Genomic DNA, 25,356 nt, shown 5'->3' on the forward strand with positions numbered 1-25,356 from the left:
CCGACGGACGCGGCCTCGATCTCCTACGACCCCGACAACCACGACCGCATGGTCCGCCTGCGCCAGGCCAAGATCGACGGCATCACCGTCCCCGACCTGGTCGTCGACGACCCCGACGGCGACGCGGACTTCCTCGTCATCGGCTGGGGCTCGACCTACGGCCCGATCAACGCCGCGGCGCGGCGCGTGCGCAAGCTGGGCCCACTCGGTCGCCACGGTGCACCTGCGCAACCTCAACCCGATGCCGGCCAACCTCGGCGAGATCCTGGGCGGCTACCGCACGGTGCTCTGCCCCGAGATGAACCTCGGCCAGCTCGCCATGCTGCTGCGCGCCGAGCACCTGGTCGACGTCAAGAGCTACACCAAGGTCGCCGGGCTCCCCTTCGGCGCCGAGGAGCTCCAGGACGTGTTCCTGGACTACCTCACCGGCAAGCACCCGGAGTCGGCGTCCGACATCGCCAACGAGACCACTGGAGCGCAGGCATGACCGCCACCGACCTGGGCCTGCCGTCCATCGGCGGCCTCGACGGCGTCCCGACGACGGACGCGAAGCAGACCGCGAAGGACTACACCTCCGACCAGGAGGTCCGCTGGTGCCCCGGCTGCGGCGACTACGCCGTCCTCGCCGCCGTCCGCCAGTTCCTCCCCACCCTGGGCATCCGCCGCGAGAACACCGTCTTCGTGTCCGGCATCGGCTGCTCGAGCCGCTTCCCGTACTACCTCAACACCTACGGGATGCACTCCATCCACGGCCGCGCCCCCACCATCGCCACCGGCCTGGCGACCTCCCGTGAGGACCTGTCGGTGTGGGTCGTGACCGGTGACGGCGACGCCCTGTCCATCGGTGGCAACCACCTGATCCACGCGCTGCGCCGCAACGTCAACATCAAGATCCTGCTGTTCAACAACCGCATCTACGGGCTGACCAAGGGCCAGTACTCCCCGACCTCCGAGGTCGGGAAGGTCACCAAGTCCACCCCCATGGGATCGCTGGACCACCCGTTCAACCCGATCTCCCTGGCCCTCGGTGCCGAAGCATCCTTCGTCGGACGCGCCCTGGACTCCGACCGCAAGAGCCTCACCGCGGTCCTGCAGGCCGCCGCCGAGCACCGCGGCTCCGCCCTGGTCGAGATCTTCCAGGACTGCCCCATCTTCAACGACGGCAGCTTCGACGTGCTCCGCAAGGGCGACACCGAGAACCGGCTGATCCCCGTCGTCCACGGCGAGCCGATCACCTTCGGTACCCCGGGCGAGGACGGCCGCGGCTCCCACGCCGTCGTCCAGGACGGGTTCAAGCTCAAGGTCGTCGAGACCGCCACGGTCGACGCGGCGCAGATCGTGGTCCACGACCAGGCCGACCACGAGCTCGCCTTCGCCCTGTCCCGGCTCTCGGACCAGGACCTCACCCACACCGTCACCGGGGTGTTCCGCAACACCGACCGCCCCACCTACGACGACGCCGCCCGCGCCCAGGTCCAGGCCGCCAAGGACGCCAAGCCCGACGCGGACCTGCAGGCCCTGCTCAACGGCCGCGACACCTGGACCATCGTCTAGATCCGGCCCGCGACGGACGACGGCCCCGGTACTCCTCGGAGTACCGGGGCCGTCGTGTGTCCGGGGGTGGCGGCCTCAGCGGGCCCCGGGACGTTCGTGCCACGCGATGAACCCGGCCGCCCGTGCGGCGCCCTCCGCGGTGAAGTACAGGTCCGCGCGGGTGCGGACGTAGTACGGCGACTCCGGCGGGTGGAACCGCCGCGACCCGCTGTGCACCTTCACCCGGTGCGTCTCGGGCGGGTCGCCGCCGTCGGTGGGTGCGAGCACCGAGTCCGGGTACGGGCCGGGACGCACGCCCGGGGGCAGCGGCGCGGACGCCGCGGACGGGCCGATGATCCGGGAGTCGAGCGCCGCCAGCGCCGAGCCACCGGCGCCCTGTCGCGGCCGCGACGGGATCGGCAGCGGTGCGGGCGGGCCGTCGTCGGCCGGCGCGGGGCCCGGCTCGGGCAGCGGGGCCGGTTCGACGTCGTCGCGCAGGGCGTGGCGGCCGGCCGGCTCCTCGTCCTCGGCCGGTCCGTCCTGCGGCGCGAGGTCGCTCTCGGGGCGCGGGAGGGGGACCGCGGGGGCCGTGGCGGCGTCCGCGGTCGCGGCGGCGCCACCCGGCCCGCCCGGAGCCGGGACGGGGTCGGCCGCGCCCTCGTCAGCCGGACCGTCGTGGGCCGCGCCGACCTGGGCCGCGCTGTCGTGGGCCGCGCTGTCGTGGGCCGCACCGTCCGGGGCTGTGCCGTCCGAGGCTGTGCCGTCCGAGGCTGTGCCGTCCGGAGCTGTGCCGTCGTGGACCGCACCGTCCGAGGCTGTGCCGTCGTGGACCGCACCGTCCGGGGCCGCGCCGTCGTGAGCCGCACCGTCCTGGGACAGGGCAACGGCACCGCCGGTCGTGGGCCTGTCGGCGCCGCCCGGACCGGTCCCGCCCGCGGTGACGCCGTCCCCGTCGGCTCCGTCTCCGTCGGCACCGCGACCCGACACCTCCGGACCGGACCCGTCCGGGGCCGTCGCCGTGGCTCCGGGCGCGACGTCCGCCGGCCGGGTCCCGGGCGCCGGGTCGGCCCCCGTCCCGCCGGCCGGCCCGTGCCCGCCCGGTGCATCGCCGGTCCCGGTGGGCCCGCCCGCGGTCGCCCCGGGGCCGGACCACTCCCCCGCACCGTCCGCCGGGGAGGGCGGCGCTGCGACGTCCGGCGACGGCGTGTGCGCCCCGGCCGCCGCAGCGGAGGGGTCGACCACCCCCGCGGTGTCGAACAGCCCCACGGTCCCGGGGTCGCGCCCCGGGCCCGGCCCGCCGGGCACCTCCGCCGTGTCGGGCGTCCCCGTGGCCTCCGGACCGCCCTCGACGGTCCCCCCGCGGCGACGGGACACCAGTACCCCCGCCGCCACCAGAACCACGAGCACCGCCAGCAGTACCCACATCCAGCCCATGCCGGACCTCCGTCCGCCCGGGACCGTCCCGGACCGCTGTCGCCGTGCTTGGTATCACGGATCGTGCCCGCCCCGCCGTCGTCTCGCGCGGGAGCACACCCGTACCGGATCATCGTGCCCGTGACCGACCACCCGAAGCGACCATGACCGCCGCCCGTTCCCCCGAACGAACCACACCCGAACGGAGTGAGCGGAATCCCGCCGGGCTCACCGCGGGCGTCGGCGCGTACGTCCTGTGGGGCCTGTTCCCGGCGTTCTGGCCGCTGCTGGACCCCGCGGCGCCGCTGGAGGTGCTCGCCCACCGCGTGCTGTGGACCGCGGTGCTGATGTCGCTGGTACTGACCGTGCTGCGCGGCTGGGGCGACGTGCGCGGGCTCGGTGTCCGCGGATGGCTCGCGACGGCCGCCGCCGCAGTGTTCATCGCGGTGAACTGGGGCCTGTTCATCTGGGGCGTGTCGGTGGGGCTGGTCGTCGAGTCCGCGCTCGGCTACTACATGACCCCGCTGGTCGGGGTGCTGTTCGGCGTCCTCGTCCTGCGGGAGCGGCTGCGGCCCGCGCAGTGGGTGGCGCTGGGGCTGGCGGCGACGGCCGTCGTCGTCATCGCCGTCGGGAACGGCACGGTGCCGTGGCTGTCGATGGCACTGGCCTGCTCGTTCGGGATCTACGGGCTGTTCAAGGCGACCGCGCCGCTGCCCGCCGCGGCCGGGCTGACCGCGGAGGGCCTCGTGCTCGTCGTGCCGGCCGCGGTGTTCCTGCTCGTCCTGCAGCTCTCCGGCGGCGGCACGTTCACCGGGCACGGCCCGTGGCACCTGCTGCTCATGCTGTCCGCGGGCCCGGCGACGGCGCTGCCGCTGCTGCTCTACGGCTCCGCGGCGCGACGGCTGCCGCTCACGACCCTCGGGGTGCTGCTCTACATCAACCCCACGCTGCAGTTCCTGTGGGGCGTGCTGGTGGTCGGGCAGACGATGTCCCCGGCCCGCTGGGCCGGGTTCGCCCTCGTGTGGCTGGCGCTGGTGGTGTTCACCGTCGACCTGCTGCGACGGCGACGCCCTCCGGCGCCTCAGCCCACCCGCTCCACCGTGTAGTCGGTCAGCGTCCGCAGCGCCTCGATCGCCGGGCACGGCGGCAGCACCGCCAGCTCGGCGCGCGCCCGGTCGGCGTACCCGGCGACGGTCTCGCGGGCCTTGACCAGCGCGTCACCGGAGCGGAGCAGCTCCAGCGCCTCGGCCACCTCGTCGTCGTCGCTGATCGGGGCGGCCAGCAGCTGCCGCAGCCTGCGCGCGTCGGCGGAGTCGTCGCCGTCGCGCAGGGCGTAGAGCATCGGAAGGGTGTGCACGCCCTCGCGCAGGTCGGTGCCGGGCGTCTTGCCCGAGTCGTCCGACGGCGACGCGATGTCGATGATGTCGTCGGAGATCTGGAAGGCCGCCCCGATGACCTCGCCGAAGGTCCGCAGCGCCTCGACGTGCTCGGCCGGTGCGCCGGAGAACATGCCGCCGTAGCGGCCCGAGGTCGCGATGAGCGACCCGGTCTTCTCCGCGACCACCCGCAGGTAGTGCTGCACCGGGTCGTCGGACGCCTTGGGGCCGCGGGTCTCGCGCATCTGACCGGTCACGAGCAGTGCGAACGTCTCGGCGATGATCCGCACCGCGTCCGGGCCCAGGTCGGCGACCAGCCGCGACGCGTGCGCGAACAGGAAGTCCCCGGTCAGGATCGCGATCGAGTTGTCCCAGCGCGAGTTCGCGGACTCCGCACCCCGCCGCATGGACGCCTCGTCCATCACGTCGTCGTGGTACAGCGTCGCCAGGTGGATCAGCTCCACCACGGCGGCCGCCGTGATCACCTCGTCGCGTTCGGGATGCGGTCCCACCTGCGCCGCGAGCAGCGTGAACAGCGGACGGAACCGCTTGCCCCCCGCGTCGATCAGGTGCAACGAGGTCTCGGTGACGAACTCGTAGTCGCTGTGCACCTCGCGGTGCAGCAGGTCCTCGACCCGCTTGAGCCCGTCAGCGGTGGCCTCGGCCAGGACCGGATCGGCCATCCGGATCCCGGCCACACTCTGTGTCTCCACCCCCACAGCCTACGAACGTCAGCCCGAGAACGCGCCGCTGGCGGCCCATTCGAGGACGGGTGTGGGAAGAATCCCGAGAACGAGGGTCGCCAGCGTGCCCAGAGTGATGGCCACGGTGGTGAACGCCCCGGGCACGACGACGGCCGGACCGTCCTCGGCGGGCTCCCGGAAGTACATGAGCACCACGATGCGCAGGTAGAAGAACGCGGCCACCGCGGACGCGACCAGCGCGATCACCACCAGCGGCACCATGCCGTCCGCCGACGCCGCCGAGAACACCGCGAACTTGGCGGTGAACCCGCTGGTCAGCGGGATGCCGGCGAGCGCGAGCAGCAGGAACGTCATGATCCCGGCGACGAGCGGCGACCGCTTCGCCAGGCCCGCCCAGGCCGCCAGGTCCGAGGCCTCGCCGTCGCCGGTGCGGACCAGCGAGATGATCCCGAAGACCGCGACCGTCGTGAAGCCGTAGGCCAGCAGGTAGAACAGCAGCCCGGACGTGCCCTGCGGGGTCAGCGCCATCGCGCCGAGCAGGATGAACCCGGCGTGGGCGATCGAGGAGTAGGCGATCATGCGCTTCACGTCGGTCTGGGTGAGCCCCAGCACCGCGCCGACGACCATCGAGACGACCGCGACGACCCACAGCACGCCGCGCCACTCCCAGACGGTGCTGCCGAAGCCGACGTAGAGCACCCGGGCGATCGCGCCGAACGCGGCGACCTTCGTGCAGGCCGCCATGAACGCCGTGACCGGCGTCGGGGCGCCCTGGTAGACGTCCGGGGTCCAGGTGTGGAACGGGGCGACCGAGCCCTTGAACAGCAGCCCCACCAGCAGCAGCGCCAAGCCCGCGAACAGCAGCGTGTCCGACGCCAGGGTGCCCGCGGCGGCCTGGGAGATCGCCGAGAGCCGCACCGAGCCCGCGTAGCCGTAGAGCAGCGCGATGCCGTAGAGGAAGAACGCCGAGCCGAACGCGCCGAGCAGGAAGTACTTGACCGCGGACTCCTGCGACAGCAGCCGACGGCGCCGCGCCAGCCCGCACATCAGGTACAGCGGCAGCGACAGGACCTCGAGCGCGATGAACATCGTCAGCAGGTCGTTCGCCGCGACGAACGCCATCATGCCGCCGAGCGCGAACAGCACGAACGGGAACGGCTCGGTCTGCATCGTCGGCGTCTCGTCGGGCGCCCCGTAGGAGCGGTCGACGTGCTCGCCGCCGGCTGGGGTGGCCGGGCCGCCGCCGGAGCGGACCGCGGCCCGCTCGGCGGCCGAGGCGACGAACACCCCGCCCGGCTCCACCGACCGGTCCGCGATCAGCAGCAGGCTGGGGATCGCGAGGACGATCAGCGTGCCCCACAGGAACAGCGAGGGCGCGTCCACCGACAGCGCAGTGCCGAAGGTCAGCACCGCCGCCGGGGACCCGAGCGCGTACCCGGCCAGCGCGACGAGCGCCGCGACCAGGGTCAGCCCGGTCAGCACGACCTGGACGGGCCAGCGCTGGTGCCGCGGGAGGAACGCCTCCAGCAGCACCGACACGCAGGCACCCGCGAACACGATCCACAGCGGCGCGGTGGCCGCCCAGTCGACCGCGGGCATCTCGATCGGAGCCACCTGGGCGGGGAGAACCAACGAGCTCATCGAGCGATCCCTCCAGCGACGACCGGGTCGGGCAGGCCGAGCTCGGTCATCGTCGCCGTCACCGACGGGTTGATCAGGTCGAGCACCGGGCCCGGGTAGAAGCCGAGCACCACGATCGCGACGATCAGCGGCACGAGCACGCCGATCTCACGACCCGTGAGGTCGGGGAAGCCGGAGCCCTTGCGCTGCGCGGCGACCGCCGGGTCGATCATCGACCCCGGGCCGCCCGCGCCACCGCGCTCCAGCGCCGCCATGACCGCGGTGCCGCGCACCGGGCCCTGCATCGTGCGCTGGTAGAACCACAGCACGTAGAGCGCGGCGAAGATGATGCCGATCGTCGCGATCACGGTGAACACCGGCCGGTTCGGGAACGAGCCGACCAGCACCAGGAACTCCGAGACGAACGAGTTCGTGCCGGGCAGCGCCAGCGAGCTCATCCCGGCCAGCAGCAGGCAGCCCGCCATCACCGGGGCGAGCTTCGCGACGCCGCCGTAGTCGGCGATCCGGCGCGAGCCGCCGCGGCTGATCAGCACGCCGACCATGACGAACAGCATGCCGGTCGAGAGACCGTGGTTGACCATGTAGAGCGTCGCGCCGGCGAAGGCCTGCGAGGAGAACGCGAACACCCCGAGCGCGATGAAGCCGAAGTGCGCCACCGAGGTGTAGGCGACGAACCGGCCCATGTCGGTCTGGGCGACCGCGAGCAGCGCGGCGTAGACGATCCCGGCGACGGCGAGCACCAGCACCAGCGGCGCCAGGGTCTGCGACGCCTGCGGGAACAGCGGCAGCAGGTACCGCAGGAAGCCGTAGGTGCCGACCTTGTCCAGCACGCCGACCAGCAGCACCGCGCCGACGATCGGGGCCTCGGCACCGGCGTCGGGCAGCCAGGTGTGGAACGGCACCAGCGGCGCCTTGATCGCGAACGCGACGAAGAAGCCGAGGAACAGCCAGATCTGGGTCGACTCCGGCACGCTCGACGCCATCGCCTGCAGGTCGGCCCAGGTGAACGTGCCCTGGCCCAGCTGCTGCTCGCTGACCACGAACAGCCCGATCAGCGACGCCAGCATGATGAGGCCGCCGAGCAGCGAGTACAGGAAGAACTTGACCGCCGCGTACTGCCGGCGCGGCCCGCCGAAGCGGCCGATCAGGAAGTACATCGGGACCAGCATGGCCTCGAAGAAGACGTAGAACAGGAAGACGTCGGTGGCGGCGAAGACGCCGACCAGCGTCGCCTGGGTCGCCAGCAGCAGCGCGAAGTACCCGGCGGCCGAGCGGCCCTCGGGCAGCTTCTCCGCCCACGCGAACAGCATCAGGCCGGGTACCAGGAACGCGGTGAGCCCGATCAGCGCCAGCGCGATGCCGTCGACGCCGAACGCGATGTGCGTGCCGAACGCGGGGATCCAGGACATCGAGAACTCGAGCTGGAACCGGGCGCCGGCCTGCGCCGCGGGGATGGAGTAGAGCGCCCACGCGACGACGACGAGCACCAGCTCCAGCAGCGCCGTCGCCATCGCGACCGCCTTCGCGAGCCCGGTGTTGGCGCGCAGCGGGTACATGACCAGCGCGCCGACGACCGGCACCAGCAGCAGGACGATCAGGAACGGGTTGCCCCCGGAGCCGGGGACGATGGGAGCCGTGTCCAGGGGGGTCATGAGACGAACCTCACCGCCAGCATCGCGGCGACGACGATGACCGCCCCGCCGAGCATCGAGAGTGCGTAGGACCGGACGAAGCCGGTCTGGAGCCGGCGCAGGCGGCTGGAACCGCCGCCGAACGCCGACGCGGTGCCGTTGACGGCCCCGTCGATCCCGCGGTCGTCGAACCAGGCGAGCGCCCGCGTGAGGACGATGCCGGGCCGCTCGATGAACGCCTCGTTGAAGGCGTTCGCGCCGAGGTCGGCACGGGCCGCGGCGACGACCGGCGACACCCGCTGCGGGCGCTCCACCGGCACCGGGGAGCGGCCGACGAACAGGTAGCCCGCCAGCACGCCGAGCAGCGAGACCCCGACCACCAGCCACGGGATCACCGCGTGCGGCAGGGCGCCGCCCTCGAGCTCGAGGCGCTCCCCCACGACCGGGGCGAGCCACTCCGGGATCATCCCGTAGAGCACGCCGCCGCCGAAGACGGAGCCGACCGCCAGCACGATCATCGGGACGGTCATCGTCGCCGGGGACTCGTGCGGGTGGTAGTCGCGGCCGTCGGTGGACTGCACCGTCCGCCAGCGCTCCGCACCGAAGAACGTCATGATCATCAGGCGGGTCATGTAGAAGGCGGTCAGACCGGCCGCGAGCGTCGCGAGCCCGCCGAACACCCAGCCCTGCCAGCCCTCCTGGGCGAACGCGGCCTCGATGATCGCGTCCTTGGAGAAGTAGCCGGACAGGAACGGGAAGCCGATCAGCGCGAGGTAGCCGAGGCCGAAGGTCACGAAGGTGACCGGCATCTTCCGCCACAGGCCGCCGAAGCGGCGCATGTCGACGTCGTCGTTCATGGCGTGCATGACCGAACCGGCGCCGAGGAAGAGCCCGGCCTTGAAGAAGCCGTGCGTCAGCAGGTGCAGGATGCCCAGCGCGTAGCCGGCCGGCCCGAGCCCGACGGCGAGGATCATGTAGCCGATCTGGCTGACCGTCGAGTAGGCCAGGACCTTCTTGATGTCGTCGTAGGCGCAGCCGATGATCGCGCCGATCATCAGCGTGATGACACCGATGAGCGCGACGACCAGCCGTCCGGTCTCGGACAGGTTGTAGATCGGCGAGGCCCGGGCGATGAGGTAGACGCCCGCGGTGACCATCGTGGCCGCGTGGATCAGGGCCGAGACCGGGGTCGGGCCCTCCATCGCGTCCGGGAGCCAGGACTGCAGCGGGAACTGGCCGGACTTGCCGCAGGCACCGAGCAGGAGCAGCAGCGTGATCGCGAGGACCGTGCCGCCGCCGACCTCGCCGATGCGGGCGAAGACCTCGGTGTACTGCAGGGTCCCGAGCTCCAGCCAGAGCAGGAAGATCGCGATCGCCAGGCCGACGTCGCCGACCCGGTTCATCAGGAACGCCTTCTTCGCCGCCGTCGCCGCGGAGGGCCGGTCCTGGTAGAAGCCGATCAGCAGGTACGACGCCAGGCCGACGCCCTCCCAGCCGAGGTAGAGCATCACGAAGTTGTTGCCGAGGACCAGCACCAGCATCGCGGCGACGAACAGGTTCAGCTGCGCGAAGAACCGCCGCCGGTTCGGGTCGTGGCTCATGTAGCCCACCGAGTAGAGGTGGATGAGCGCGCCGACCCCGGTGATCAGCAGGACGAACGTCAGCGACAGCGTGTCGATCCGGAGCCCGAAGTCGACCTCCAGCGCACCGGAGGACATCCAGGACCACAGCGACTGCTCGCGCAGCCGCTCGTCGGCGGGCAGGCCGAGGGTCTGCAGGAATATCGTCACACCGACGACGAACGCGCCGACGACGGTCGCGACGCCGAGCCAGTGGCCCCAGGCGTCGGCCCGCCGTCCGGCGAGGAAGAGCACGAGTGCACCGGCCGCGGGGAGCGCGATCAGCAACCAGGCCAGCGAGGCGGCGCCGGTCGCCTGCGGGGCGGCCTGTGCGAGAAGGACGGTCACCAGCGCGCTCCTAGTACTTCAAGAGGTTCGCGTCGTCCACCGACGACGACTGGCGGGTGCGGAAGATGGCCGTGATGATCGCGAGCCCGACGACGACCTCGCAGGCCGCGACGACCATCACGAACAGGGCCATCACCTGGCCGTCGAGGTTGCCGTTGATGCGCGAGAACGTGACCAGGGTCAGGTTCACCGCGTTCAGCATGAGCTCGATGCACATGAACACGACCACGGCGTTGCGCCGCACCAGGACGCCGACGGCGCCGATGGTGAACAGCAGCGCCGAGAGCAGCAGGTAGTACTCGGGCCTCATCGGTGCTCCCCGGTGTCGGCGGCCTCACCGGAGGCGGCGGTCCGGTCGGGTGCGGGGCGGCCGGTCAGCGCGTGCGCGTCCGGCGTCGTCGTGTCCGGCACGTCGACCGCGACCGACTCGATGATCTCCGACAGCGACTCCGGGGCGATCGAGCCGTCGGGCAGGATCGCCGGGACCGCGACCGAGTTCGCCGTCGCGTAGACGCCGGGGCCGGGCAGCGGGGAGATGCGGGCGTGCTCGCCGCGCAGCCGCTTCAGCACCGTCGCGCGCTGGCCGATCTTGGTGTGCTGGCTGCTCTGCGAGCCGGACAGCACCATCGCGCCGAGCGCGGCGACCATCAGCAGGGCCGCGGTCAGCTCGAACGCCAGCAGGTAGTCGGTGAAGATCAGCCGGCCGAGGCCGGGGACGTTGCCGTTCCACCCGAGCCCGCCCTGCGCCAGCCCCGCGGGGGTGACGCTGGTCAGGCCGCGGGCGAGCCCGCCGACCAGCAGCGCGGCCAGCGCGACGCCGAACACCAGCGCCGCGGCCCGCTGCCCGCGCAGCACCTCGATCACCGAGTCCTTGGAGTCCCGTCCGACCAGCATGAGGACGAACAGGAACAGCATCATCACGGCGCCGGTGTAGACGATGATCTGCACGAACCCGAGGAACGGGGCGGACTGCACGATGTACAGCACCGCGATCGAGAACATCGTCAGGACCAGCAGCAGCGCGGCGTGCACCGCGTGCCGGGCGAAGACCAGGCCGAGCGCGCCGGCCAGCGCCACCGGTCCGAGGATCCAGAACGCGACCGCCTCGCCGGTGCTCACCTCGCCCGCGGCCTGGGCGAGCACCGCGGTGGTGCTCATCGCGCCTGCTCCTTGGTCTGGTCCTGCGCGCTGACCTTCGCGAGCGTCGGGCCGGAGACGTAGTAGTCCTGCTCGTCCTCCCCGAGGCGCATCGGGTGCGGCGGCTGCTCCATGCCCGGCAGCAGCGGGGCCATCAGCTGCTCCTTGGTGTAGATGAGGTCCTGCCGGTTGTCGTCGGCCAGCTCGTAGAAGTTCGTCATCGTGAGCGAGCGCGTCGGGCAGGCCTCGATGCACAGGCCGCAGCCGATGCACCGCAGGTAGTTGATCTGGTAGATCGCGCCGTAGCGCTCACCGGGCGAGTACCGCGCCTCCTCGGTGTTGTCCCCGCCCTCGACGTAGATGGCGTCGGCCGGGCAGGCCCAGGCGCACAGCTCGCAGCCGACGCACTTCTCCAGCCCGTCCGGGTGCCGGTTGAGCTGGTGGCGCCCGTGGTAGCGCGGCGCGGCGGGCGGGAAGTCCTCGGGGTACTCCTCGGTGACGACCTTCTTGAACATCGTCGAGAAGGTGACGCCGAATCCCTTGAAGAAGTCGAACATCTAGCGCGCGTCCTTTCCGGCCGTGACGGCCTTCCGACGCTTCGGGGGTGAGTCGGGGACCACCAGGTCCAGCGGCGGGACGGGGTAGTCCGACGCCGGTTCGACCGGTGGCGCCTCGGTCTGCCGGTCGGGCAGCAGGAACGCCACCGCCAGGACGACGGCGAGCGCGAACCCGATCAGCGACAGCAGCAGCACGTAGTTGTCCGAGCCGGTGTTGACGAAGGCCCGGATGCCGAAGATCGCGACGATCCAGACCAGCATGACCGGGACCAGGACCTTCCAGCCCAGCTTCATGAACTGGTCGTAGCGGAACCGCGGCAGCGTCCCGCGCAGCCAGATGAACACGAACAGGAACAGCAGCACCTTGATGATGAAGGCGAGGAACTGCATCCAGCCGTACTCGTTGAGGAAGCTCAGCGGCCACGGCCACATGCCGCCGCCGAGGAACAGCGTCACCGCCATCGCCGAGACGGTCACCATGTTCACGTACTCGGCGAGGAAGAACAGCGCGAACTTCAGCGACGAGTACTCGGTGTGGAACCCGCCGACCAGCTCCGACTCGGCCTCGGGGAGGTCGAACGGGGCCCGGTTGGTCTCGCCGACCATCGCGATCACGAAGACCACGAAGCTCGGCAGCAGGAGCCAGAAGTACCAGCCCGACGCCTGCGCCCCGACGATCGTCGCGGTGGACAGCGAGCCGGAGTAGAGGACGACGCCGACGACGGCCAGACCCAGCGCGATCTCGTAGGAGATGACCTGGGCGGCCGAGCGCAGCGCGCCGAGCAGCGAGTACGGCGAGCCCGAGGCCCAGCCGCCGAGCACGATGCCGTAGACGCCGATCGAGGAGCAGGCCAGCACGACGAGCACGCCGACCGGGACGTCGACGAGCTGGAGCACCGTCTGCTCGCCGAAGATCGTGACCTCGCCGCCGAACGGGATGACGGAGAAGGCGACGAACGCCGGGATCGTCGAGATGACCGGGGCGATGAAGTAGACCTTCTTGTCGGCCATCGCCGGCATGATGTCTTCCTTGAACGCCAGCTTCAGACCGTCGGCGAGGCTCTGGAGCCAGCCGCCGGGGCCGGTCCGGTTCGGGCCCGGACGGTGCTGCATCCGGCCGACGACCTTGCGCTCCCAGTTGATCATGAACAGGGTCAGCACGACGCCGAGCGCGAACAGCCCGACGACCTTGATCAGGATCAGCCAGATCGGGTCGTCGGCGAGCAGCGCCTGGGTGTGCGTCAGCTGGTCCACCGGGGTGGGCGGGACCTGGGACAGGTTCACGACGCGCTTCCGTTCCCGGCCGGACCGACCGTCACGAGGTCACCGTGGCCCACCCCGAGCGTGGGGCGGACGTGCGAGCCGGGCGAGCAGGTCGGCAGCCAGACGACGCCGTCGGGCAGGTCGGTCAGCGCGACCGGCAGGGTGATCGCCCCGCGGTCGGTGCGGACCGTCGCCTCGGCGCCCTCGACCAGCGCGAGCCGCTCCGCGGTGGCCGCGTTGACCTTGACGTAGGGCCGCCGTGCCGTGCCGGCGAGCGTGGGCTCGTCGATCTGGAGGCTGCCGTCGTCGATCATCTGGCGCGAGGTGGCGAGGACCGCCTGGCCGTAGCCGGGACGCCGGGCCTGGCCCGCCGTGTGGTCCGGTGCGACGCCGCCGGCGCGGCGCGAGCCGAGCCGCTCCAGCTCCCCGGCCGCGGCGGCCGGGGTCTGGGTGAACAGGTCCGCGTCCATCTCGACGCCGAGGGTGTCGAGCACCCGGCAGTCCGGGAGCACGCCGGTCGCGTCGAGTGCGACGCCGAACTCGCGGCGGCGGCCCTCCCAGTTGACGTAGGCACCGGAGCGCTGGGCGTCCGGGGCGACCGGGAGGACGACGTCGGCGAGCTCGGTGACCGCCGAGGTGTGGATCTCCAGGCTGACCAGGAAGCCGACCTCGCGCAGCGCGGTGATCGCGGCCGTCGGGTCGGCCATGTCCTGCGGGTCGACCCCGCCGACCACGAGCGCGGCCAGCTCACCGGACGCGGCGGCGGCGAGGATCGCGTCGCCGTCGCGGCCCGGGGCGGACGGGACGGGGGCGCCCCAGACCTGCTCCAGCTCGGCGCGGGCGGCGGCGTCGGTGACGAGCCGGCCGCCGGGCAGCAGGGTGGGCAGCGCGCCCGCCTCGACCGCACCGCGGTCCCCGGCCCGGCGCGGCAGCCAGCCGATCGCCGCACCGGTGCGGGCGGCGAGCGCGGACACCGCCGAGTACAGGCCCGGCGACTCCGCGGCCCGGTCCCCGACCAGGATCACCGCGCCCGGCTGCTCCAGCGCGGCGACGACGTCGGCGCCCGGGTCGGCGACGACCGCGGCCTCCGCGCCGGGCACCGCGTGCAGCACGGTGGCGCCGGTCTTCTCGGCGCCGTAGCTGGTGAACGGGCCGACCTGGAAATGGCGCAGCCCGCGCTTGCGGTACGCCTTGCGCAGGCGCAGGAAGACGATGCCCGACTCCTCCTCGGGGTCGGTGCCGACGGTGAGCACCGCGGGGGCGTTCTCGACCGCCGTGAAGGTCACCGAGTCCTGAGGCGTTCCGCCGGCGACGTGTGCGGCGAGGAACTCCAGCTCCTCGCCCGAGTGCGGGCGGGCGCGGAAGTCGATGTCGTTGGTGCCGGCGACGACGCGGGCGAACTTGGCGTAGGCGTAGGCGTCCTCGACGGTCAGCCGTCCCCCGGGCAGGACGCCGATGCCGCCGGCCGCGCGGGCCGCGAGCAGCCCCTCCGCGGCGACGGCGAGCGCCTCGGTCCAGGAGGCCTCCTCCAGCGTGCCGTCCGCGCGCCGGACCAGCGGCCGGGTGATGCGGCCCTGGCTACCGGTGTAGCGGAAGGCGAACCGGCCCTTGTCGCAGAGCCACTCCTCGTTGACCTCCGGGTCGTTGCCCGCCAGCCGGCGCAGCACGGTCCCGCGACGGGAGTCGGTGCGCGAGGCGCAGCCGGAGCTGCAGTGCTCGCACACGCCCGGGGTCGAGCGCAGGTCGAACGGGCGCGACCGGAACCGGTACGCGGCGCTGGTCAGCGCCCCGACCGGGCAGATCTGGATCGTGTTGCCGGAGAAGTAGGACTGGAACGGCTGGTCCTCGGCGATGCCGATCTGCTGCTTCGCCCCGCGCTCGAGCAGGTCGATGAACGGGTCGCCGGCGATCTCCTCGGAGAACCGGGTGCAGCGCTGGCAGAGGACGCAGCGCTCGCGGTCGAGCAGCACCTGGCTGGAGATCGGCAGCGGCTTCGGGAAGGTCCGCTTGGTCTCGACGAAGCGGGAGTCCGACCGGCCGTGCGCCATCGCCTGGTTCTGCAGCGGGCACTCGCCGCCCTTGTCGCAGATCGGGCAGTCCAGCGGGTGGTTGATGAGCAGCAGCTCCATCACACCCTGCTGCGCCTTGTCGGCCCGCTCGGAGGTGTGCTGGGTCTTCACCACCATCCCGTCGGCGACGGTCATGGTGCAGCTGGCCTGCGGCTTCGGCATCGGCCGGCCGCCCATCTCCACCTCGACCAGGCACTGGCGGCAGGCGCCGGCCGGGTCGAGGAGCGGGTGGTCGCAGAACCGCGGGATCACGATGCCGAGGCGCTCGCAGGTGCGGATCAGCAGCTCGCCCTTGGGGGCGTCGACGACCTGGCCGTCGATGGTGAGGCGGACGTGGCCCTCGGGGACGGGTGTCTCCTCGGTGGCGTTCCGCTCCGGTGTGAGGGTCATGCGCTCGCTCCGGTCAGTGCGGCCAGCTGCTCCGGGCGGTCCACATCGGGCTGTTCCGCGATGAGGTCCAGGAACTCCTGGCGGAAGTACTTGATGGCGCTGGTGATGGGGCTCGTCGCGCCGTCGCCGAGGGCGCAGAAGGAGCGGCCGAGGATGTTGTCGCAGACGTCGATCAGGGTGTCGATGTCGGTCGAGGTGCCCTCGCCGCGCACCATCCGCTGCAGCACCTGGACCAGCCAGTACGTGCCCTCGCGGCACGGGGTGCACTTGCCGCAGCTCTCGTGCTTGTAGAACTCGGTCCACTTCATGACCGCCCACGGCACCGAGACGGTCTCGTTGAAGACCTGCACCGCGGTCGTCCCCAGCATGGAGCCGGCCTCGGCGGCGCCCTCGAAGTCCAGCGGGACGTCGAGGTGCTCGGCGGTGAACAGCGGCGTCGACGAGCCGCCCGGGGTCCAGAACTTCAGCGGGATCCCGTCCTTCATCCCGCCGGCGAGCTCCAGGAGCTCCCGCAGCGTGATGCCCAGCGGGGCCTCGTACTGGCCGGGACGCTCGACGTGCCCGGAGACCGAGTAGATCTTCGGGCCGGGTGACTTCTCGCGCCCCATCGAGCGGAACCAGGCCGCACCGCCGTTGACGATGGCGGGGACGCTGGCGATGGTCTCGACGTTGTTGACGACGGTCGGGCAGGCGTAGAGCCCGGCGGTCGCCGGGAACGGCGGCTTGAGCCGGGGCTGACCGCGACGGCCCTCGAGCGAGTCGAGCAGCGCCGTCTCCTCGCCGCAGATGTAGGCGCCCGCACCGGCGTGCACCACGATCTCCAGGTCGAACCCGGAGCCGAGGATGTCGCGGCCGAGGTAGCCCTTCGCCTTCGCCTCGCGGACGGCGGCGCGCAGCCTGCGGATGCAGTGCAGCGCCTCACCGCGGACGTAGATCGCGCAGAAGTTCGCGCGGATCGCGTAGCTGGTGACGATGCAGCCCTCGATGAGCGAGTGCGGGTCGGCCATCATCGTCGGGATGTCCTTGCAGGTACCCGGCTCGCCCTCGTCGGCGTTGATGACCAGGTACTTCGGCTTGGCGCCGGGGCCCGTGCCGCTGCCGTCGTCCTGCGGGATGAACCCCCACTTCATGCCGGTGGGGAACCCGGCACCGCCGCGGCCGCGCAGCCCGGAGTCCTTCACCAGCTGGATGAGCTGGTCGGGGTGGGCGGCGAACGCGGTACGCAGGGAGGTGTAGCCCTCCAGCTGCTCGTAGGTGTCGATCGACCAGGACCGCGGCGACAGCCAGCGCTTGGTCAGGACGGGCGTGATCGGGTCCGGCTTGCGCACAGGCTCTGTGGTGCTCATGCGATCACTTCTTCTCCGGTAGCGCGGGCATCGCCGGCGGCTCGTCGGGCAGCGCCGGGGCGGTCCAGCCGTTCTCCTCGGCCATCCGGGCCCCGCGCACCGACTCGATCGCACCGGACGGGCCCTCGACACGGGCCGTCGTGTCGACGGTCGCGGCGTCGTCGGTGAACCCGGCCAGCTCCAGCTCGACGGTCCGCAGGTCGGTCAGCGGCGCCCCGCGGGTCGGCTGCGGGCGCTCACCGCGACGCAGGGCGTCGACGAGCTCCACCGCGGACTCGACGGTCTGGTTGTCGAAGTACTCGTAGTTGACCTGCAGCACCGGGGCGAGGTCGCAGGCCGCGAGGCACTCGGCGTGCTCGAGGGTGACCGAGCCGGTGCTGCCGGGCTCCCCCGCCGTCTCCTCGTGGCCCAGCGGACGGTCCTCGGTGCCCAGCTGCGTGCGCAGGCGGGCGTAGATGTCGTCGCCGCCCAGCGCCGCGCAGAGCGTGTTGGTGCACACGCTGACGAGGTGCTCACCGCACGGGGTGCGCTTGTACATCGTGTAGAACGTCGCGACCGCCGACACCTCGGCGGTGGTCAGCTCCAGCGCCTCCGCGCAGTAGCGGATGCCGTCGGGGCTGACGTACCCCTCGACCGACTGGACCAGGTGCAGCAGCGGCAGCAGCGCCGACCGGGACTCCGGGTAGAGGGAGATGATCTCCGTCGTGCGCTGCCGGGTCAGCTCGTCGAACACCGGCGAGACGGGGCTCTTCTCCTGCGGGGGGACCGTCATCGGTCGCAACCTCCCATCACGGGATCGATCGAGGCGACGGCCGCGATGACGTCGGCGACCTGGCCGCCCTCGCTCATCGCGGGCATCGTCTGCAGGTTCACGAAGCTGGGGTCCCGGACGTGGATGCGGACCGGGCGGGTGCCGCCGTCGGACACGGCGTGCACCGCGAGCTCCCCGCGCGGGGACTCGACGGCCGCGTAGGCCTGCCCCGGCGGGACGTGGAAGCCCTCGGTGACCAGCTTGAAGTGGTGGATCAGCGACTCCATCGACTGACCCATGATCTTGCGGACGTGCTCGAGGGTGTTGCCCATGCCGTCGCTGCCGACCGACAGCTGCGCCGGCCAGGCGACCTTCGGGTCGTCGACCATGACGCGGCCCGGGCCGAGCTCGTCGAGCTTGGTCACCGCCTGCTCCATGATCTTGAGCGACTCGTGGATCTCGGCGACGCGCATCCGGTAGCGGGCGAAGCAGTCGGCCTCGGTGGCCGTCGGGACCTCGAAGTCGTACTGGTCGTAGACCGAGTACGGCATGTGCTTGCGCAGGTCCCAGGCCAGCCCCGCCGAGCGCAGGATCGGGCCGGACGCGCCGAGGGCCAGGCAGCCGTCGACGGGCAGGTAGCCGACGCCCTCCAGGCGCTGCTTCCAGATCGGCTGCCCGGTGAGCAGCCGGTCGTAATCCGGCAGCCGGGAGTTCATGACCTTGAGGAAGTCGCGGACCTTCTCCTGCCAGCCCTCGGGCATGTCCTGGGCGAGGCCGCCGGGCCGGATGAACGCGTGGTTCATCCGCAGGCCGGTGAGGAACTCCAGCAGGTGGAGCACCTCCTCGCGCTCGCGGAAGCCGGAGGTCATACCGGTCAGCGCGCCCAGCTCCATGCCGCCGGTCGCCAGCGCGACCAGGTGCGAGCCGATCCGGTTCAGCTCCCAGAGCAGCACCCGCAGGTGCTCGGCCCGCTGCGGGACCTCGACGCCCAGCAGCTTCTCGACGGCCATGCAGTAGGCGCCCTCGTTGAACAGCGGGGACAGGTAGTCCGCGCGGGTCACGAAGGTGACGCCCTGGGTCCAGGTCCGGTACTCGCAGTTCTTCTCGATACCGGTGTGCAGGTAGCCGATGACCGCGCGGCCCTGGGTGACGGTCTCGCCCTCCAGCTCCAGGACCAGGCGCAGCACCCCGTGCGTCGACGGGTGCTGCGGGCCCATGTTGATGACGATGCGGTCGTCGTGCTCGGCCTCGAGCAGGTCGTCCCAGTCGCCGCCGGTGACGGTGTAGACCGTGCCCTCGGTGGTCTCCCGGCCGGGCGCGGCGTACGGGTCGGTGGTGGCGTCGGCGGTGGTGGGGTCGGCGTCAGTCGTCACGAGTAGGCCCTCCGCTCATCGGGCGGGGGGATCTCCGCGCCCTTGTACTCCACGGGGATGCCGCCCAGCGGGTAGCTCTTGCGCTGGGGGTGGCCGTCCCAGTCGTCCGGCATGAGGATCCGGGTCAGCGCCGGGTGGCCGTCGAAGACGACGCCGTACATGTCCCAGGTCTCGCGCTCGTGCCAGTCGGCCGTCGGGTAGACGTCGACGACGCTCATGACGTGCGGGTTCTCGATGTCGAGCGCGACCTCCAGGCGCACCCGGCGCCGGTAGGTCATCGACAGCAGGTGGTAGACGACGTGCAGCGGCCGGTCGACCGGAGCGCCGTCCGGCGCCGAGTAGTCCACACCGGACACGCCGGAGCAGAACTCGAAGCGCAGGCCCGGGTCGTCGCGCAGGGTGCGGGCGACCTCGTGCAGCCGGGCGGGCTCGACGTAGAGGGTCATCTCGTCGCGGTCGATCGTGACCTGCTCGATCGCAGCGCGCGGGACGCCGCGCTCGTCGAGGGCCGCGCCGAGCTCGTCGGCGAACTCGTCGAACCAGCCGCCGAAGGGCCGCTCGGCCGGGGCCGGGGCCCAGCCCTGCAGGCGCAGGCCGCCGTAGCCGGAGGTGTCGCCGGAGCCGCGGACGCCGAACATGCCCGAGCGCGTACGGGTCTCGGTCATCTTCTGCGCGGGGCGGGCGCCGCCCAGCGCGTCGGAGGGGGTGGCCGCGTCCTCGGGAGCGGCCAGGTCGCCGGGGGCCTCGCCGCCCGCCGCCCGCTGCTCCTCGGCCGCGGCGCCGCTCTCCTGCGACGACGAGTGCGCGCCGCCGGTGGGCTCGGCCCCGTCCTTGGAGGTGCCGGTCGGCTCGGTCACTTCGCGTCACCTCCGCGGGCGGCGTCGGCCAGCGACGGCAGCTCCAGGGTCTCCCCCGGCGCGAGCGCGTTCGGGGCCGGCTTGGGCTGCGAGCCCGGCTCCAGGTAGTTCGGGACGTCCGGGGTGTGCGTGGTCTTCAGCGCCCCGAGCTGCTTGTGCTTCGGCGCGTACTTGACCGACGAGGGCACCATCGGCGTCCGGTACCCGGACTCGGCGAGCTCGGCGGCCCGCTTCGGGCCGAGCGGCTCGTCCATGATCTTGGCGTGGATCTTGAGGATCGCGTCGATCAGCATCTCCGGCCGCGGCGGGCAGCCGGGCAGGTACATGTCGACCGGGACGACGTGGTCCACGCCCTGGACGATCGCGTAGTTGTTGAACATGCCGCCGGAGCTGGCGCACACGCCCATGGCGAGCACCCAGCGCGGCTCGGGCATCTGGTCGTAGATCTGGCGCAGGACCGGCGCCATCTTGTTGCTCACGCGGCCCGCGACGATCATCAGGTCCGCCTGGCGCGGCGAGGCCCGGAAGACCTCCATGCCGAACCGGGCGAGGTCGTAGCGCGGGGCGCCGGTGGTCATCATCTCGATGGCGCAGCAGGCCAGGCCGAACGTGGCAGGCCAGAGCGACGACTTCCGGGTCCAGTTGACCAGTTTCTCGACGTTGGTCAGCAGGACGCCGCTGGGCAGGTTCTCCTCGAGTCCCATGACGGCCTCAGCTCCACTCGAGCCCGCCGCGACGCCATTCATAGGCGTACGCGAAGGCGATCGTGGCGATGTAGAGCGTGATGGCCACGAACCCGAAGACGCCGACCGCATCGGCGACGACGGCGTACGGGTACATGAACACCAGCTCGATGTCGAACAGGATGAACAGCATCGCCGTGAGGTAGTAGGCGACCGGCACGCGACCGCCGCCGACGACCGGCTGCGGCGAGGGCTCGATACCGCACTCGTAGGAGTCCAGCTTGGCCCGGTTGAACCGGCGCGGACCGATCAACGGCGCGGAGGCGACCGAGAACACCGCGAAGCCCGCCGCCAACACGAACAGCAGGACGAGCGGGAGATAGGGATCGAGCATTCCTACACCTTCGTTGTCGCGGCGCCACCGTCGTTGGTGGTGATCGACGAGCCGGTCGCGGCGACCCTATGTCCGGTCCCCTGTGACCAAGAACCCAGGCGAGCCTTACCTGTGACGGGGTACGGGTCACATGTGATCCGCATCCGCGCAGGTCGGCGCGCTCCGGGTCGCGCGTCTCCCACCACCCTTGTGATAAAGTTCACGAACTGCGCGAGCAGTGTAGGACGACACCGCCGTGATCGCGTGGGCGGATCGGGCGGTGGCGCGGGACTCCTTGCGGCGCAACGCCCTTCGACGCGGGGTCAGTGGGTGGTGACGGCCGGTGCGCGATCCGCGGGCCGGCGGGGCCGCACCGGGCCGACCGCTGCGCCGCTGATCGCCGCGCGCCTCGCCGCGTGGCAGGGGGACGCCATCCCGGGCCCTCCCTGCTCTGAACTCGCTTACCCGGTAAGCGGATTCGCCCGACCGGGGCCCTGACCGCGCGGAGACCCTTCACCGTGTGAAGGGTTCTGCAGCGGAGTGGGCCCGCTGTGGGGGCGCGAGCCGGTGCACGGACAACCGCCCGGCCGCCACCGCGACCACCCGTGCACAGCGCGCCCGGCTCCGTCACGACGTCGGCCCCCTGTGCCGCAGGCCCCTCCGCAGGGCCCGTCCACGAGGAACGGGGCCGGGCAGGGCAGGGCGGCGGGGCTCAGGCCGGCTTGTACGCCCGGTGCAGCGCGACGGCGCCGAAGGTCAGGTTCCGCCAGGCGGGGCGCTCCCAGCCGGCGTCGGCGATCTTCCCGGCGAGTGCGGGCTGGTCGGGCCAGTCCCGGATCGACTCGGCCAGGTACAGGTAGGCCTCGGGGTTCGAGGAGACCGTCCGGGCGATCGCCGGGAGGGCGTGGCCGAGCACCGCGTTCTGGTAGAGCACGCGGAAGGGAGCCCAGGTCGGCGTCGAGAACTCGCAGACGACCAGGCGGCCGCCGGGGCGGGTCACGCGGGCCATCTCGCGCAGGCCGGCGACGGTGTCGTTCACGTTGCGCAGGCCGAAGGAGATGGTGACGGCGTCGAAGCTGCCGTCGGCGAAGGGCAGGTGCAGCGCGTCGGCGGCGGCCTTCGGGACGTCGCGGCGGGCGCCCGCACGCAGCATGCCGAGGGAGAAGTCCGCGGCGACGCACCAGGCGCCGTCCTTCGCCAGCTCGACGGTCGAGACCGCGGTGCCCGCGGCGAGGTCGAGGACCTTCTCGCCGGGGCGCAGGCCGAGGGCCCGGCGGGTCTGGATCCGCCAGTAGCGGTCCTGGCCGCCCGACAGCGCGGTGTTGGTCAGGTCGTAGCGCCGGGCGACGCCGTCGAACATGCGGGCGACGTCGGTCGGGTTCTTGTCGAGCTCGGCGCGGGACACGGGCACAGCCTACCGACCCGGCCGCCGCCTCACCGCTGCCCGAACTGCTGCCCGAACTGCTCGCGCAGCACCTCACGCAGGCCGCTCAGGTAGTCGGCGCGGACCCGGGCGGCGACGCCCGCCCACTCGGCCGACGGCGTGCTGACGCCGTTGCCGTCACCGGTGAAGGCGCCCATGCCGTGCAGGGCGATCCAGCGGTGGTCGTAGTCGTGCGGCGCCGCCCGGTCCCAGGCGACGGCGCGGATCGCGGCCCGGCGGACCCGGGCCGGGTCGGCGAAGGCCCAGCGGTTCACCGGCTCACCGAACCGGTCGCGCAGCACGGCCAGCGCCTGGGCGGCGGTGGTGTCGGTGCAGCGGCAGGCGTCGTAGCGGGCCCGCAGCTGGCCCGCGTAGAACCAGCGGGCGGCCTCGGGCATCGCGCCGTCGGCGACGAGGTTCTCCGACAGCGCGAACAGCACCGGCGGCATCTGCCGGTGCGGGGCGTCGAGGACCTCGGCGCGGGCGGCGGCACGGACCGCGGGCGCGGGGTCGAGCAGCCGGGACATCAGGCGGACGGTGGCGGAGGTGTCGACCGTGGCGAGCTCACCACGGGGCGCGACGACGACGGTGCGACTCATGGGACCACCGTCGCCGCCGGGCCGCGGTCACGGATCCGCACGACTACGGAGCCCGCCCGGCCTCGGGTCAGGCCGCGACGCGCTCCGGGGCCGCGGCGCGGAGCACGTCGCCGTAGTGGGCGAGCAGCTCGTCACCGACCGCGGACCAGGTGCGGCGCAGCACCGACTGGCGGGCGGCCAGGCCGAACTCCCGGTTGCGCTGCGGCTCGCACAGCGCGGCGACCGCCCCGACCAGCTCGCGGTCGGCGGCATCGGTGGCCGGGTCGCCGGGCTCCCCGCCGTCGGGGCGGGGCGCCACGAGGTAGCCGGTGCGGTCGGGCAGCACGAGGTCGCGCGGGCCGCCCGCATCGGGCGCGACCACCGGGACACCCGAGGCGAGCGCCTCCTGCACGGCCTGACAGAACGTCTCGGCCTGCCCGGTGTGGACGAACACGTCGAGGCTGGCGTAGATCTGCGCGAGCTCGTCGCCGCCGCGGTGCCCGAGGAACGCCGCCGAGGGCAGCCGCTCGCGCAGCCCGTCGGCGCTGGGGCCGTCGCCGACGACGACCAGCCGCGTCCCGGGCAGCTCCCCCAGCACGGCGAGCCGCTCGACCTGCTTCTCCGGGGCGAGGCGGCCGACGAAGCCGACGAGCCGCTCGCCGTTCGGGGCGAGCTGTCGTCGCAGTGCGTCGCTGCGCTTGGACGGGGTGAACCGGCGGGTGTCGACGCCGCGCGCCCACTGGTGCACCCGCGGGACGCCGCGCTCGCGCAGGGCCCCGGTCGCCCAGCTCGACGGCGCGAGGGTCCGGTCGGCCATGCCGTGCAGCCGGCAGGTCCAGCGCCACGCGGCCCGTGCGGTCAGCCCGAGCCCGTACGCGGAGGCGAACCCGGCGACGTCGGTCTGGTAGATCGCGACCGTCGGCACGCCGAGGCGCCGCGCCGCCGCCAGCCCCCGCGCCCCGACGACGAACGGCGCCGCCAGGTGCACCACGTCCGGCCGGAACCGGCGCAGTGCGGTCAGGATCCGCCTGCTGGGCACCCCGACCGGCATCGAGTTCACCACCGGCAGCTCGACGGCCGGGATCCGGACGACCGGGATCCCCTCGTGGGAGTCCGGCTCCCCGGTGCCCGGCGCGATCACCACGACGTCGTGACCCCCTGCCCGCAGGTGCTCGCACACCCGCAGCACCGAGTTGGTGACGCCGTTGACCACCGGCAGGAAGCATTCCGAGACGATTGCGACGCGCACGGCCGGAACGGTGACGGGGGAGGGACAGCGGGCCGGGTCCCTGGCGTGATCAACCACCCAACCCTGGGCGAACATCGGGTGGGCGGGTCACGAGTTGGCACGTCCGGCACAAGGTGGACACCCGCGCGTCGTCGCCGGGACATCACCCGCCCGGACACTCGGGTCGCATGACGGCCGTGCCCCACACCCCGCCACACGCGGCGCCGCCCCCGGTGCCGTCCCCCCGGCCGGTGGACCCGGCGCTGCTCTCCCGCGCGCTCGAGACCGCGGGCCGGCTGGCCAACGACGCCGCCGAGGTGATCACCGCGACGCTGGGTCGCGAGCACACCGGATCGCTCGACGCGTCGGCCAAGGCCAACCCGTTCGACTGGGTCACCGACACCGACCGCACCCTGGAGCGGCACACCCGCCGGGTGCTGGCCGCGGAGTTCCCCGGCTGCCCGGTCGTCGGCGAGGAGTTCGGCGCCGACGCCGGTGCCGACACCGCACCGCTGCGCTGGGTCGTCGACCCGGTCGACGGCACCGCGAACTATGTCGCGGGCCTGCCCTGGTGCGCCTACAGCCTGGCCCTGGTCGACGGCGACGGCCCGGCCGTGGGCGTCGTCGCCGACCCGGGCCGCGGGCAGATCTACGCCGCCGCCCGCGGGCGCGGCTTCCGGGCCAACGGCGTGCCGGTGCCGTCGCGGCGCACCGCCCGGGTCGCCGGGTCGCTGATCTGCGCCGAGGACCCCGACCCCGGGTTCGTCGAGCGCGCCCGCGCCGCGCACGTCGGCGTGCGGGTGCTCGGCTCGGCCGCGCTGGCGATCACCCAGGTCGCGCTGGGCAACGCCGTCGCCGCGGTGCTGACCCGCTACCACGAGTGGGACGTCGCCGGGGCGCTCTGCCTGGCCACCGAGGCCGGCGCGCTGGTGCTGGGCCGCGACGGCCGGTCGACGCCGCTGCCCGAGGGCGGGCTGCTCGTCGCCGCACCGCAGGTCGCCGCCGAGGTCGGGGCGCTCTGGCGGGGCTGAGCCCGGTGCGGGGCGGTCCGGTGCGGGGGCGG

At 72.7% G+C, this 25,356-nt stretch carries 22 protein-coding genes and 1 pseudogene; 4 read left to right on the plus strand and 19 right to left on the minus strand.

Annotated elements, in window-relative coordinates; all coding sequences use genetic code 11:
• Together KPL57_RS28930 and KPL57_RS28935 are read left to right on the plus strand one after the other, a co-directional pair.
• A pseudogene (locus KPL57_RS28930) lies at window positions 1–487 on the plus strand (2-oxoglutarate ferredoxin oxidoreductase subunit alpha); the annotation flags it as partial.
• A complete protein-coding gene (locus KPL57_RS28935) occupies window positions 484–1,554 on the plus strand; it encodes a 2-oxoacid:ferredoxin oxidoreductase subunit beta (protein ID WP_226353890.1) in 1,071 nt (356 codons plus the stop codon). The pseudogene KPL57_RS28930 and the gene KPL57_RS28935, both read left to right, overlap by 4 nt.
• Before the next feature lie 75 nt (window positions 1,555–1,629).
• On the opposite strand, the gene KPL57_RS28940 is transcribed toward KPL57_RS28935, so the two are convergent.
• Window positions 1,630–2,967, minus strand: a complete 1,338-nt coding sequence (locus KPL57_RS28940) for a hypothetical protein (RefSeq protein ID WP_226353891.1) — start codon at window positions 2,965–2,967, stop codon at window positions 1,630–1,632.
• Window positions 2,968–3,110: 143 nt separating this feature from the next.
• Between KPL57_RS28940 and rarD the strand changes: the two genes are divergently transcribed.
• A complete protein-coding gene (gene rarD, locus KPL57_RS28945; RefSeq protein ID WP_226353892.1) occupies window positions 3,111–4,052 on the plus strand; it encodes an EamA family transporter RarD in 942 nt (313 codons plus the stop codon).
• Here the strand turns inward: rarD and KPL57_RS28950 are convergent.
• From KPL57_RS28950 to KPL57_RS29035, 18 genes are all read right to left on the minus strand, one after another.
• Window positions 4,028–5,005 (minus strand): polyprenyl synthetase family protein, encoded by a 978-nt coding sequence (locus tag KPL57_RS28950; protein WP_062403804.1) that lies wholly within the window; start codon window positions 5,003–5,005, stop codon window positions 4,028–4,030. The genes rarD and KPL57_RS28950 overlap by 25 nt on opposite strands.
• A 48-nt stretch (window positions 5,006–5,053) precedes the next feature.
• On the minus strand, window positions 5,054–6,667 hold the full coding sequence (gene nuoN, locus KPL57_RS28955) for an NADH-quinone oxidoreductase subunit NuoN (RefSeq protein ID WP_226353893.1): 1,614 nt from the start codon (window positions 6,665–6,667) through the stop codon (window positions 5,054–5,056).
• Window positions 6,664–8,319 carry an NADH-quinone oxidoreductase subunit M gene (locus tag KPL57_RS28960; RefSeq protein ID WP_226353894.1) on the minus strand — a complete coding sequence of 552 codons (1,656 nt, stop codon included), beginning with the start codon at window positions 8,317–8,319 and terminating at the stop codon, window positions 6,664–6,666. Before KPL57_RS28960 ends, nuoN begins: the two co-directional genes overlap by 4 nt.
• Window positions 8,316–10,268 carry an NADH-quinone oxidoreductase subunit L gene (nuoL, locus tag KPL57_RS28965; protein ID WP_374203806.1) on the minus strand — a complete coding sequence of 651 codons (1,953 nt, stop codon included), beginning with the start codon at window positions 10,266–10,268 and terminating at the stop codon, window positions 8,316–8,318. The genes KPL57_RS28960 and nuoL overlap by 4 nt, the downstream gene beginning before the upstream one ends.
• A gap of 7 nt (window positions 10,269–10,275) precedes the next feature.
• Entirely contained in the window at window positions 10,276–10,575 is a 300-nt protein-coding gene (nuoK, locus tag KPL57_RS28970; RefSeq protein WP_060710483.1) for an NADH-quinone oxidoreductase subunit NuoK, read from the minus strand.
• Window positions 10,572–11,423 carry an NADH-quinone oxidoreductase subunit J gene (locus tag KPL57_RS28975; protein WP_226353896.1) on the minus strand — a complete coding sequence of 284 codons (852 nt, stop codon included), beginning with the start codon at window positions 11,421–11,423 and terminating at the stop codon, window positions 10,572–10,574. Before KPL57_RS28975 ends, nuoK begins: the two co-directional genes overlap by 4 nt.
• The gene (gene nuoI / locus KPL57_RS28980; RefSeq protein WP_020623091.1) at window positions 11,420–11,959 is read right to left on the minus strand and encodes an NADH-quinone oxidoreductase subunit NuoI; all 540 of its coding nucleotides are present in this window, start codon (window positions 11,957–11,959) and stop codon (window positions 11,420–11,422) included. Before nuoI ends, KPL57_RS28975 begins: the two co-directional genes overlap by 4 nt.
• Window positions 11,960–13,204, minus strand: a complete 1,245-nt coding sequence (nuoH, locus tag KPL57_RS28985; RefSeq protein ID WP_226353903.1) for an NADH-quinone oxidoreductase subunit NuoH — start codon at window positions 13,202–13,204, stop codon at window positions 11,960–11,962. It abuts the gene before it with no gap.
• A gap of 35 nt (window positions 13,205–13,239) precedes the next feature.
• Window positions 13,240–15,681, minus strand: a complete 2,442-nt coding sequence (locus tag KPL57_RS28990) for an NADH-quinone oxidoreductase subunit G (protein WP_226353904.1) — start codon at window positions 15,679–15,681, stop codon at window positions 13,240–13,242.
• Window positions 15,678–17,027 (minus strand): NADH-quinone oxidoreductase subunit NuoF, encoded by a 1,350-nt coding sequence (nuoF, locus tag KPL57_RS28995; RefSeq protein ID WP_226353905.1) that lies wholly within the window; start codon window positions 17,025–17,027, stop codon window positions 15,678–15,680. The genes KPL57_RS28990 and nuoF overlap by 4 nt, the downstream gene beginning before the upstream one ends.
• Window positions 17,028–17,031: 4 nt before the next feature.
• Window positions 17,032–17,799 (minus strand): NADH-quinone oxidoreductase subunit NuoE, encoded by a 768-nt coding sequence (nuoE, locus tag KPL57_RS29000; protein WP_178375939.1) that lies wholly within the window; start codon window positions 17,797–17,799, stop codon window positions 17,032–17,034.
• Window positions 17,796–19,151 carry an NADH-quinone oxidoreductase subunit D gene (locus tag KPL57_RS29005; protein WP_226353906.1) on the minus strand — a complete coding sequence of 452 codons (1,356 nt, stop codon included), beginning with the start codon at window positions 19,149–19,151 and terminating at the stop codon, window positions 17,796–17,798. Before KPL57_RS29005 ends, nuoE begins: the two co-directional genes overlap by 4 nt.
• Window positions 19,148–19,882: an NADH-quinone oxidoreductase subunit C gene (locus KPL57_RS29010; protein WP_374203807.1), complete on the minus strand. Its 735-nt coding sequence runs from the start codon at window positions 19,880–19,882 to the stop codon at window positions 19,148–19,150. Before KPL57_RS29010 ends, KPL57_RS29005 begins: the two co-directional genes overlap by 4 nt.
• A 122-nt stretch (window positions 19,883–20,004) precedes the next feature.
• Entirely contained in the window at window positions 20,005–20,712 is a 708-nt protein-coding gene (locus tag KPL57_RS29015) for an NADH-quinone oxidoreductase subunit B family protein (RefSeq protein ID WP_308016847.1), read from the minus strand.
• A gap of 7 nt (window positions 20,713–20,719) precedes the next feature.
• A complete protein-coding gene (locus tag KPL57_RS29020) occupies window positions 20,720–21,085 on the minus strand; it encodes an NADH-quinone oxidoreductase subunit A (protein ID WP_062397987.1) in 366 nt (121 codons plus the stop codon).
• Window positions 21,086–21,776: 691 nt separating this feature from the next.
• On the minus strand, window positions 21,777–22,469 hold the full coding sequence (locus tag KPL57_RS29025) for a demethylmenaquinone methyltransferase (protein WP_062403809.1): 693 nt from the start codon (window positions 22,467–22,469) through the stop codon (window positions 21,777–21,779).
• A 29-nt stretch (window positions 22,470–22,498) separates the two neighbouring features.
• Window positions 22,499–23,086: a hypothetical protein gene (locus KPL57_RS29030; protein ID WP_226353907.1), complete on the minus strand. Its 588-nt coding sequence runs from the start codon at window positions 23,084–23,086 to the stop codon at window positions 22,499–22,501.
• Window positions 23,087–23,153: 67 nt separating this feature from the next.
• On the minus strand, window positions 23,154–24,314 hold the full coding sequence (locus KPL57_RS29035) for a glycosyltransferase family 1 protein (RefSeq protein ID WP_226353908.1): 1,161 nt from the start codon (window positions 24,312–24,314) through the stop codon (window positions 23,154–23,156).
• A gap of 167 nt (window positions 24,315–24,481) precedes the next feature.
• Between KPL57_RS29035 and KPL57_RS29040 the strand changes: the two genes are divergently transcribed.
• Window positions 24,482–25,324, plus strand: coding sequence for an inositol monophosphatase family protein (locus KPL57_RS29040; RefSeq protein WP_226353909.1), 843 nt, complete (start codon window positions 24,482–24,484; stop codon window positions 25,322–25,324).
• The last annotated feature ends 32 nt before the right edge of the window (window positions 25,325–25,356 follow it).

The sequence above is a fragment of the Pseudonocardia sp. ICBG601 genome, assembly GCF_020496245.1.

What these genes read in the sequence shown, in the direction of transcription:
- KPL57_RS29030 (WP_226353907.1), bottom strand. Translation starts at nt 23,086, where the DNA reads ATGAGTCGCACCGTCGTCGTCGCGCCCCGTGGTGAGCTCGCCACGGTC.
- nuoF (WP_226353905.1), bottom strand. Translation starts at nt 17,027, where the DNA reads ATGAGCACCACAGAGCCTGTGCGCAAGCCGGACCCGATCACGCCCGTC.
- KPL57_RS28990 (WP_226353904.1), bottom strand. Translation starts at nt 15,681, where the DNA reads ATGACCCTCACACCGGAGCGGAACGCCACCGAGGAGACACCCGTCCCC.
- nuoI (WP_020623091.1), bottom strand. Translation starts at nt 11,959, where the DNA reads ATGTTCGACTTCTTCAAGGGATTCGGCGTCACCTTCTCGACGATGTTC.
- KPL57_RS28960 (WP_226353894.1), bottom strand. Translation starts at nt 8,319, where the DNA reads ATGACCCCCCTGGACACGGCTCCCATCGTCCCCGGCTCCGGGGGCAAC.
- rarD (WP_226353892.1), top strand. Translation starts at nt 3,111, where the DNA reads ATGACCGCCGCCCGTTCCCCCGAACGAACCACACCCGAACGGAGTGAG.
- KPL57_RS29040 (WP_226353909.1), top strand. Translation starts at nt 24,482, where the DNA reads ATGACGGCCGTGCCCCACACCCCGCCACACGCGGCGCCGCCCCCGGTG.
- KPL57_RS28935 (WP_226353890.1), top strand. Translation starts at nt 484, where the DNA reads ATGACCGCCACCGACCTGGGCCTGCCGTCCATCGGCGGCCTCGACGGC.
- KPL57_RS28950 (WP_062403804.1), bottom strand. Translation starts at nt 5,005, where the DNA reads ATGGCCGATCCGGTCCTGGCCGAGGCCACCGCTGACGGGCTCAAGCGG.
- KPL57_RS29015 (WP_308016847.1), bottom strand. Translation starts at nt 20,712, where the DNA reads ATGGGACTCGAGGAGAACCTGCCCAGCGGCGTCCTGCTGACCAACGTC.
- nuoN (WP_226353893.1), bottom strand. Translation starts at nt 6,667, where the DNA reads ATGAGCTCGTTGGTTCTCCCCGCCCAGGTGGCTCCGATCGAGATGCCC.
- KPL57_RS29020 (WP_062397987.1), bottom strand. Translation starts at nt 21,085, where the DNA reads ATGCTCGATCCCTATCTCCCGCTCGTCCTGCTGTTCGTGTTGGCGGCG.
- nuoE (WP_178375939.1), bottom strand. Translation starts at nt 17,799, where the DNA reads ATGACGGTCCCCCCGCAGGAGAAGAGCCCCGTCTCGCCGGTGTTCGAC.
- nuoK (WP_060710483.1), bottom strand. Translation starts at nt 10,575, where the DNA reads ATGAGGCCCGAGTACTACCTGCTGCTCTCGGCGCTGCTGTTCACCATC.
- KPL57_RS28940 (WP_226353891.1), bottom strand. Translation starts at nt 2,967, where the DNA reads ATGGGCTGGATGTGGGTACTGCTGGCGGTGCTCGTGGTTCTGGTGGCG.
- KPL57_RS28975 (WP_226353896.1), bottom strand. Translation starts at nt 11,423, where the DNA reads ATGAGCACCACCGCGGTGCTCGCCCAGGCCGCGGGCGAGGTGAGCACC.